This is a genomic window from Ruegeria sp. BHSB196, from assembly GCF_059613135.1.
This window is the reverse complement of record NZ_JBXWRY010000043.1, coordinates 23,395-32,108: the sequence shown is the minus strand read 5'-3', so window position 1 is coordinate 32,108 and position 8,714 is coordinate 23,395. Positions and strand designations below refer to the sequence as shown.

General features: G+C 57.7%; 10 protein-coding genes. 2 read left to right on the top strand and 8 right to left on the bottom strand.

From position 1 onward, the window contains the following. The 5 genes from AC2FNJ_RS16920 to AC2FNJ_RS16900 all read right to left on the bottom strand — a co-directional run. On the bottom strand, positions 1-1,243 hold a 1,243-nt coding region (locus AC2FNJ_RS16920; protein ID WP_496765840.1), incomplete at its 3' end, for a ParB/RepB/Spo0J family partition protein. A 156-nt stretch (positions 1,244-1,399) separates the two neighbouring features. After that, the gene (locus AC2FNJ_RS16915) at positions 1,400-1,789 is read right to left on the bottom strand and encodes a DUF3768 domain-containing protein (protein ID WP_496765839.1); all 390 of its coding nucleotides are present in this window, start codon (positions 1,787-1,789) and stop codon (positions 1,400-1,402) included. An 87-nt stretch (positions 1,790-1,876) separates the two neighbouring features. Further along, positions 1,877-2,086: a DUF6330 family protein gene (locus AC2FNJ_RS16910; RefSeq protein ID WP_496765838.1), complete on the bottom strand. Its 210-nt coding sequence runs from the start codon at positions 2,084-2,086 to the stop codon at positions 1,877-1,879. 23 nt (positions 2,087-2,109) lie between these two features. Then, the gene (locus AC2FNJ_RS16905; protein ID WP_496765837.1) at positions 2,110-3,048 is read right to left on the bottom strand and encodes an ArdC family protein; all 939 of its coding nucleotides are present in this window, start codon (positions 3,046-3,048) and stop codon (positions 2,110-2,112) included. A 40-nt stretch (positions 3,049-3,088) separates the two neighbouring features. Further along, positions 3,089-3,574: a hypothetical protein gene (locus AC2FNJ_RS16900; protein WP_496765835.1), complete on the bottom strand. Its 486-nt coding sequence runs from the start codon at positions 3,572-3,574 to the stop codon at positions 3,089-3,091. A 445-nt stretch (positions 3,575-4,019) separates the two neighbouring features. On the opposite strand from AC2FNJ_RS16900, the gene AC2FNJ_RS16895 reads away from it, so the two are divergent. Next, on the top strand, positions 4,020-4,370 hold the full coding sequence (locus AC2FNJ_RS16895) for an MbcA/ParS/Xre antitoxin family protein (protein WP_027264271.1): 351 nt from the start codon (positions 4,020-4,022) through the stop codon (positions 4,368-4,370). Then, positions 4,370-4,882 (top strand): RES family NAD+ phosphorylase, encoded by a 513-nt coding sequence (locus tag AC2FNJ_RS16890; protein ID WP_496765833.1) that lies wholly within the window; start codon positions 4,370-4,372, stop codon positions 4,880-4,882. Before AC2FNJ_RS16895 ends, AC2FNJ_RS16890 begins: the two co-directional genes overlap by 1 nt. A gap of 174 nt (positions 4,883-5,056) precedes the next feature. Here AC2FNJ_RS16890 and repC read toward each other — a convergent pair whose 3' ends face one another. The 3 genes from repC to repA form a co-directional block, all read right to left on the bottom strand. Then, positions 5,057-6,112, bottom strand: a complete 1,056-nt coding sequence (gene repC, locus AC2FNJ_RS16885; protein WP_496765832.1) for a plasmid replication protein RepC — start codon at positions 6,110-6,112, stop codon at positions 5,057-5,059. Positions 6,113-6,352: 240 nt separating this feature from the next. Further along, on the bottom strand, positions 6,353-7,321 hold the full coding sequence (gene repB, locus AC2FNJ_RS16880; protein WP_496765831.1) for a plasmid partitioning protein RepB: 969 nt from the start codon (positions 7,319-7,321) through the stop codon (positions 6,353-6,355). After that, a complete protein-coding gene (gene repA / locus AC2FNJ_RS16875) occupies positions 7,321-8,520 on the bottom strand; it encodes a plasmid partitioning protein RepA (RefSeq protein WP_496765830.1) in 1,200 nt (399 codons plus the stop codon). The genes repB and repA overlap by 1 nt, the downstream gene beginning before the upstream one ends. Between the last annotated feature and the right edge of the window lie 194 nt (positions 8,521-8,714).

Here is an 8,714-nt window from a genome sequence, read left to right as displayed (position 1 = left end):
CTGGGTAGCTGATTTCGCCCGCGTCCGGGGCCTCCTGCCCGGTCGTGTTGGTCGAGGAACTGGGCGCGCCCTTCTCTTTCACGGTGTCCTCCGGGCGGACGAGGCCCAGATGGAGCGTCACCTGACCACCTTGCCACGACGCGATCACGCCCCCACGCGCAAGGTCCTCGGCGCTGTAGGCCTCCTGAAGGTCGCGGGCTTCCTCTTCCAAGGCGTCCACGCGGTCGTAGAGCGCATTGTAGGCATCGTCCTCGAGCCCCTCATCCTCCATTTCGAGCTGCAGTTTCTCAAGTTCGGCGGTGATCTCATCCACGCGCTTCTGGGAAGCCTGATCCGGCTCGATCGGGCCGGGATAAACCCGGCCGTAGTCGGCCATGGTAGCGTAATCATAGCGGACCATCGCATCGGCCCAAGCAAAGCCCAGCTTTATGCGAGCCTCTTCGGCGGCGGCACCGAGCTTCTCGAGCAGGATGGTTTCGACCAGCGCCGCATCCTCGAGCACGGAATGTTCTTCCAGCAGATCGGCCGCGACGGCACCGCCACGCGCCTCATAGTCCTCGCGGACGAAAGCTCCGATATCGTCGCTGACCTGCACACCGCGGGATTTGAGCGCCTGACGGACGGTATAGGCCTGCAGGTAGCTGTCTTCCTTGGTGAGGGCCTCATAGATCTCGCGCTGCACTGTCTGGCTGGGATGCTCGGCAAAGGCCTTCATCGTATCGAGCGTGATTGCCTTGGCGCGCGCCGCATCCCGGATGTCCGGATGGATAAGGCCATAGCGCAACCGGCCTTTCACAGCGGCCACCGTGGTACCGAAGGTCTTTGCGATCGTCTCAGGCGTCTGATCGTCGACTTCCATCATCCGCGCGAAAGCCTCGAACTCGTCGATGGCATTCATCGGCGCTTGCGTGATGTTCTCGGCGAGCGACAGAGCCGTGGTGACATCGCAATCCTCCGGCACGAGGCGGCAGTCGATCTTGGTTTTCGCGGTGAACCCCTTGGCGGCCTTGTCCGAGACCAGCTCCTTCAGCGCGGCATGGCGGCGACCGCCTGCGAGTACGGTATATTTGCCGTCGATCTTCTGGACCAGGAGAGGCTGGAGCAGGCCCAGAACAGCGATGCTGGCTTTCAGATGCGCGATGTTCTCGGGGTCGTAGGTTTCTGGTGAGTTGCTGCGCACATTGGCGGGATGCGGGACCAGATCGCCGATGGTGACGGAGATGGGTTTGAAGCTTGCGGTCATGGGATGTCCTTTTCGATGGGTAGGATGCGGCCCGCGCGCTTGCGCGTGACCAATCCCCAAGGGCGGGGATCACGACGACGAAAGGCCCACTCTCCCTTTGATGGGTCAGCGGGCCTTCATTTCTTGGGGTGTCAGGGGGAGTAGTCCCCTGCCCTTCTACCAGTCTCGCGCCAGCATGATGGTCAGCACGCGCATGGTCGTGGCGGGATTGTCCGGGGCCTCGGCCCCGTAGCGGAAATCAGAATCCGCCTCATAGAGGTCGATTTTCCAGAACACGGTCTCGCCCCGGATCTCGACCGCCCCGAAATCATGCCATCCTTCGGGATCGTTTTCGGGCTCGAAGGTCTCGAACATGCCCGTGGCCTTCACCGCCTCGGCCATGAAGCCGTCACCGGCCTCAATAAGCGAGCGGGTCACATGCATGCGGCCCTGTATGGGCTGCGCGGGCGGCACCCCGAGGCAGGCAAGCCTGCGAAACGCGTCGTTCTGCGCCGCGATCACGGTCGGATCTGGACGGTCTGGCTGGGGTTGAACGATCATGGACATAGGGATCTCCTTTGAGAAGTTGAAACACCCTTCCCAAAGCCAGCTTTTTCTTTTCCGCTTGGCGGAAGGACCGAAGCAGAAGGTGCCCTACCCGAACAGCCCCTTGGGTCTGTAATTCGGGTTGGGGATGGTTTCGATCCAGCCGCCCTGTTCCTTGATGGTCTCGAGCGCTGCCGAAAGTGGATAGGCGCCCTCGGACGGGCTCCACCAATAGGCACCGCGTTTGAAGGAGATGATCTTGCGGCGGCCGTCTTCGAAGCAGGCCACCCGCAGCGTCTTGGGTTCCTTGCGTGACATGGGAGTCTCCGGTCTCCCTGTGGTCAGGCGGCCTCGGCGTCCTCCCCTGCCCTCCCCGCCTCCGACCGTGCGATCAGGTAGTCGCAGGCGCGCTGCGCGTCAGAGGCGTGCTTGAAGATGGCGCCCTTGTCCGAGCGCAGAACGCGCAGCCAATTGTAGAGATACGCCGCGTTCAGCTCGAGCGTATGGGCCGTAAAGCCGAGCGTCTGGCCAAGGAACACCGAGGTCAGCTCGGCGACGATCTCTTCGCGGGCATAGGCCGTGTTGCCGAAGCGCGAGAGACCGTAGTCGCGGTTCAGCCGATGGCGCGCCTTGGTGGCATGGGCGAGCTCATGCGCCCAGACCCCGTAGAAATTCCGCGGGTTCTCGAACCGGGAAATGGATGGCATGAACACCTTGTCTACAGGTGGCAAATAGTAGGCTTCCGTCCCTGTGAAGACGGTCGTGATGTCGATGGCGTCGAAAAACGCCTGCATGTGCGGGATGGGCTTGGACGGCGGAGGTTCAGGCACTGGCTCGGGGTCCGGATAGAAGCTCTCGGGCAGGCCCTCGATCTGGCAGGCATTGAAGACGCGGTAGGATTTCTGGAAGCGGAAGATGCGGGCTTCCTCAGAGCTATCATCCCCATCGCTGCGACTGTCCTCATCGGCGGCGTTCGTCCGGCTTTGTCCGTAGTAGACGACGACAGACGACTTCTCGCCCTCGCGAACCTTTGCGTCCAAGGCATTGGCCTGCGGCAACGTCATCCAGAATGGCGAGCTATGGCCCGCCATCACCGTTCGCATCGTCAGCAGGAAGTTGTTCACGCCCTGGTAGGGTTCACCGCCCACGCGCAGGGGACGAGAGCTGCCGCCAGCGGTCCAGGGCTTGCGCCAAGGCAGGACGCCGCGCTCAATGATACGGATGATTTCGTTTGTGATGACCTCGGAGGCATCGAATTTGGGCGTGCGGGATCGAGCCATGGCTGGCGTCCTTTCGAGTGTTGATGAGGGGGAGTGACGACTAAGTTGATCGACAGAGCCGTGGATCGTTGGTGATGCTCCCACCGAGCTCTTCGACCATGTCGATGTAGCTGGTCAGCGAGACAGACCTGCCGGGACCCGAATAGTCAGGGTCGACCGATCCGTCCCAGGTCACCCGCGGCAGGTTGGCGAAGGCGATGACGTCACGGATGGGTCGGATGTCGATGAACGGGGTTCCTCGGGCGACCGCGAGGGCAGCCAAGGGAAAGCGCTCGATCGGCGCGAAACTCGACACGGTGGTCCAACCGAGATGGATGAACGTCCCACCCTCCCCGCAGATCACATGCGCATTTGGCAATGACGCGGCCTGCTTGAGATAGCCGAGATCGCGGAGAACGGCTTTCCGCTCGAGCCGCTGTGCCAGCGCCGTCTGGCCAGTTCGGCGCAGCTCTTTATGCCGCCACCAGGAGGCGGCGGTTGCGCGGAGCACGCGCAAGACACCTGTTTGCATGGGAATGCCCTTCATCAGGAACGGCAGACCGGAACCCGGCCCGGACCCATCTGAGGGACCCCAAAGGCCCTCATCCGTCAGTCACAAAAATCCGAAGTCCACTTTCCCTTTTCACCAGCCAACTGGTCCGGGGGAACGGCCGAGGGTCCGACACCACCGCGGACCCCAGTGACTGCATGCAGTAAGTGGCGGTTCCGATCCAAGATCGGCAAGCCATATCGGCAACCCCGGTCCGACTGCTGCAGTCTTTCTCATAGTATCAATAACTTATCTGACGTTCTCGATCGGCAAAAGCGCTCCAACGGCGACTTCTCAAGCCGAAAAATCAGGATTTGCTTCGTTTAGAGCAATGCAGCGTTACGGATTAGCACGGAAAACGAAGGCGCAGCATCTCCTGTCAGCTTGAAATTCAGCAATGTTGGCGCTATATACCGTCAGTATAACTGTAGGAGCATAGATCATGCACATCACGAACTTTGCTGAAGCTGGGCAATTCGAACCGCGCAAGATCGCCGCGGTGCTACGCACATCAGCAGAAGAGATCGCATTGACTGTCGGCTTGGGCAAAGACGCGTTGCAGAGGCGAGCCCGCATCGGTTCGGACAAGACGCAGCGCCGCCTGCGCGAATTGGTAGAGGTGCTGAACAAAGTCGAACCCCGCTTCGGCTCGGAATTGATGGCCTATGCATGGTACCGGTCAGAGCCCCTGCCCGGCTTTGATGGCCGAACAGCCATGCAGCTGGTTCAGGAAGGCAAAGCGCAGCAAGTTCTGGAATACATCGATGCGGTCGATGCGGGCGTCTTTGCTTGATGCCGCTGAAAGAGGGACGCTACACAGGGCCACTCTATCGCGCCCTGAACCCGGTCTATGCGCGTGAACCTCTGTCCGGACGAGGCGCTGAACTCTATGGAGGGCGCTTTAATGCCAAGGGCACCCCTGCCCTCTACACCTCGCTGGATCCCGCGACCGCTCTTAGAGAAGCCAACCAGGTAGGCAGCCTGCAACCCACGATCCTGGTGTCCTACAAAGCCGACCTTGGGCCTATTTTCGATACCCGCGATCAGGACGGACTTGACCGGTATAACGCGACCGAGGCGATGCTTGCCGACCCTGCATGGCGCATGAAGATGCTCGATGGCCAACCTGTGCCGACACAGGATTTAGCACGCGCCCTCATAGCGGATCGGTTTGCGGGGCTTCTGATCCAGAGTTTTGCGAAGGGCGCGTTATCATCGGACTTCAACATCGTGTTGTGGGCCTGGACTGACAATATCGGTTCTTTGGAAGTGGTGGATGACGAAGAGCGGCTGTCACGCATGTGAGTTGTGAGACTTGGTGCCTGTTCTGTCCACCGCGGTGGACATCAGCGGGTCGGAGGAACACGGATTGACCGTGCGATATCGCCCTAGTGTAATTTGGCTCGGTCGCTTTGATGCACGTGGAGAGTGCGCGCGTCATTGGACTGGTTGCGGGCCAGATGTCCACCGCGGTGGACACTAAGCGGTTTGCATAGCAGGTTTGGACAGACGCTTGATCAAAATCACTGGATCAAACTGGTCTCGACGTTGGCCCAAGGTGATACTGTGAAAATACGCTCCAAAGTCCCTGATGCGTTGTCCAAGTTGTAGCATGATGAAGATCGCGCATGACGCTTTCTGAGCTCCTACTGCATTCTTGGCTTTCTCGAATGTATCTGGGTGAATCCCCATCATGGGTGCAAGAATTCGAGCATGGTTTTCAATGTCCAACCAGTTTCTAAGCCTCTCTGTGGAGAACGATGTCGCTTGATCGCAAACTGAGGTTAGCAAGTCTGGTTTCAGAGCTTCATTGCCTATGTTGCTATCTAAATCTTTTTTTTCTTCTTCTGACATAGATTGGTGCCGGACAGTTTGTCCGTCATTGGCGGGCAATTCCACAGTTTCTGGTGGGTCATCTGGGGTATGCAAAGTCAGGCATTCTTTGTCCGTGTCGGCGAGCAGCGCGTGGTATTCGGGAAGGCTCAGCTTCCTGCGTAGAGCTCTCCGTGCATGGTTGATGAATGTGTTGCTGGGATCATGCTCTTCCAAATGGGCGAGCTTTGTTAGGATCTGTTTGCGGACAAACATCCGATCCCGCCGGTTGTTCTCCATCTCATGTGCGATGGCGATAAGCTCGCTCGCGCGTTGGAGGAGGGGGGCAAGAGACAGTCCATAACTGATGCATTCCCCGCTGGACGAGCGAACGCGGTAGCGCTTCCGATTTGAACTGTCATTGCGTTTGATGAACCCGAGTTCGACGAAGCGATTGATGTGTCTGCGGAGTGTCCGTTCGTCGATTCCGCCGACGCGCTGGCAAATCGAGTCGTTGGACGCGAAAACCGTTTCACCATGGCCGGGCTTCAAGAAACTGAGCATGGCTTGAAGTGTTTGGATATGGCCAGGACGCAGACCGAATACGCTACGTGCATCTCTCAGTGCCCTGAAGATGGTCCAGATGTCGGTTTCAGCCGCAGAAGTTGAGCCGCGTGATGCATCAGCACCAGCGGTTCTGATCGATAGTTTTGTAAATGCCATGGTTTGTTCACGACGACCGTTCGGCCCACAACTTCCCAGTCTCTTTCCGAGATTTCGCTCAGAAAAAGGCAATAAAAATCGGTCCACCGAATCGGTGACTCTTGACCGGTTTGTTGGAGGTTGCTACATCATGAGTGCTAATCGAATGATGAGGGCTCTCCAGGGGAAACTTTGGGGGGCTCTTTTCTTTCTGGTCTTCGCTTTTCTCCTCTGCTCGCGTTACTCTGTGTGGCTCGGGGCTTAGGACCCAGAGCCGCTCTCATTCCGCCACTGTTCGAAGAGCTGCAAAAGCGTTGCCTCCGCGCGCTCTTCGATCCATTGGCCGAATTCTGGGTGGTCCTTCTTGGCGATCTTGATGGCGATCGTTTTTTGATCGACTATCAGCGTTCCCACAGAGCTACCGTCCGCATCTTTGACGACGGACGTTAGGCTGCCGTTGGCTTGTTTCTTGTCGCTACGCGCCTTGTTGGAGCAAGCCGAGTAGACTGCATGAAACTTTTCCGCGCTCGGAGTTTCGTCGGGCAGCGCTGCAATCACCTCTTTGGCCGTGTTCACCAGATCTATCTTTTTCGAGAAAGCGGCCAGGTCACCCCATTGCCGTCGTCCGATGCCATGTGCCGGCCCTATTAGCTGTACAAGCCCTTCTGGCAGTTGCTCTATGACGACGCGATGGTTGGACACGCCCTGCCGTGTCAATCCGAGAGCATCCTGAATGACGTTTGGCTTGTAACCTGATTCCTGCATCTCTTTGATAAAAATAGATTTCTCAATGAAAGACGGGTCTAGTCGGAGGTTGTTCTCTTGGCCCTGTGCGATCAGAGAAGCGTCGTCATCCAAGGTCCGAACGATCGCCTTGACCGTTCCGCCGACCATGCGGATCGCTGCAAGCCTGCGTCGTCCGTAGATGATGCGGTATCTGTCCGGTTGCGCTGATGGACGGACCATAATTGGTACTTGTTGCCCATGCTTGCGAATGCTTTCGGCCAACTCATCAATGCTGGAATCCTCCAGCACCAACCGATCGCGCAGGCCATCCATATCAATCTGGTCGGGCTCGATGTCACGGATCGAATTCGCAGTAATCTCGCGCAAAGAGTCGCGCAATCCGCCAACAGACCCTGGCAGTTTTGCCGCTTTTGGCGGGGTAGGGGAGGGGGCTGCGCTCCCCTTCTCGTCCTTTGGAGGCTGATTGAAGATATTTCGGGCCATCAGCGACGCCCCCATGCCATTTGAATTGTTTGTTCCAACTCATCGCCAACGCCGTTCACGCTGGTCAGAGCGCGATCAATCGTTTTCCTGATGAACTGGCTCGGATCAACTTCGTAGACGGTTTGCTGGGTCATACCAGCGTCCGAGATTGCCGTAGATTTCAACATTGGTTCAGTCATGACTTGTCCGGCCAAGATTGATCTTAGGTAGCCCGCCATTTGCGTCTGGGGCCCGTCCGACGGTTCGTATCTCGTGATCAAGAACTTTACGAAGTCCCAGGTAACGCGCCGGCCAATGGCTTCTTCCACGGCCTTGACCGTTTCCGAAGCAAGTTTCAGGAACTGGCTCATGGAAGCGATGTCGAGCATGCCGGGTACCACGGTTACCAAAAGCCCCGTCGAGGCTGCCAACGCCGTAAGGGTCAAAAAACCAAGTTGAGGTGGGCAGTCGATTAGGACGATGTCGTAATTCGCCTCTACTTCCTCAAGCGCTAAGGCGAGACGCTCCGCAAATATGGGCTGCACCCGGCGAGCAAGGGCGTTTGCCGTCTCGGTTTCGTATTCCGAGAGCATTAGGCCCGCTGGGACCATATCGAGCTTATGGAAGTAGGTTTTTTGGATGACGGCTGAGAGCGGAACTTGTTCCTCATATCTCAGGGCATCATAGATTGTGCCGCCTTCGGCGAACTCGAGCTCGGGCCGAAAGCCGAAAAAGGTGGTCAGACTTGCCTGCGGATCGAGATCCAAAACCAATACTCGGTAGCCTCGCAAGGCATGCCGTTGTGCAAGATGTATCGTTGCTGTCGTTTTTGACGATCCGCCTTTGAAATTGACGACGGATATCACCTGAAGACGATCGCCCTCACGTCGACCAGGACGGTAACTTTCTGCGTTCTTTCCAGTGCGCCCCAGAATATCGCGCAACTTATCAATCTCTTGGGCTGTGTAGAACCGGTGTCCGCGGTTGTCTGTATGCACTTCCGGGAAGCTGCCGTCCTTGTGCCGGTTGCGCAGGTTAGATGTGCTCACGCGCAAGAGGCTGGCAACCTCGGTAGAACTGAAACGGCGCAGGGACTTTCGTTCTTCGGGCTCGAAAGCGATCTTCATCTGGCGATCCAAAGACTCAGCCAGATTGTCGGCAAATGCTCCGATGTCGGAAGAGCCTATGCCTTGCGCGTATCCAACGTTACGATCATCCATATCCTGCCGCCCACTCTCGGCCTCTGTTGAGGCTCTTGGTCATTCTGACGGTGTACAGCGTATCTGACGCATTTTGCCGTCAGAATGGGAATGCCACGATCCAGTGAGTCCGGCAAGAAGAATCTAGATGTAGTGTGAAAGTTATCCACAGCACCAATACGTTCAGTCGCATCAGGATAGCCGCAAATGTTTGA

Coding starts and splice junctions, on each gene's coding strand:
- AC2FNJ_RS16890 (WP_496765833.1), top strand. CDS start 4,370: ATGCCGCTGAAAGAGGGACGCTACACAGGGCCACTCTATCGCGCCCTG.
- AC2FNJ_RS16915 (WP_496765839.1), bottom strand. CDS start 1,789: ATGTCCATGATCGTTCAACCCCAGCCAGACCGTCCAGATCCGACCGTG.
- AC2FNJ_RS16910 (WP_496765838.1), bottom strand. CDS start 2,086: ATGTCACGCAAGGAACCCAAGACGCTGCGGGTGGCCTGCTTCGAAGAC.
- AC2FNJ_RS16895 (WP_027264271.1), top strand. CDS start 4,020: ATGCACATCACGAACTTTGCTGAAGCTGGGCAATTCGAACCGCGCAAG.
- repB (WP_496765831.1), bottom strand. CDS start 7,321: ATGGCCCGAAATATCTTCAATCAGCCTCCAAAGGACGAGAAGGGGAGC.
- AC2FNJ_RS16900 (WP_496765835.1), bottom strand. CDS start 3,574: ATGAAGGGCATTCCCATGCAAACAGGTGTCTTGCGCGTGCTCCGCGCA.
- repC (WP_496765832.1), bottom strand. CDS start 6,112: ATGGCATTTACAAAACTATCGATCAGAACCGCTGGTGCTGATGCATCA.
- repA (WP_496765830.1), bottom strand. CDS start 8,520: ATGGATGATCGTAACGTTGGATACGCGCAAGGCATAGGCTCTTCCGAC.
- AC2FNJ_RS16905 (WP_496765837.1), bottom strand. CDS start 3,048: ATGGCTCGATCCCGCACGCCCAAATTCGATGCCTCCGAGGTCATCACA.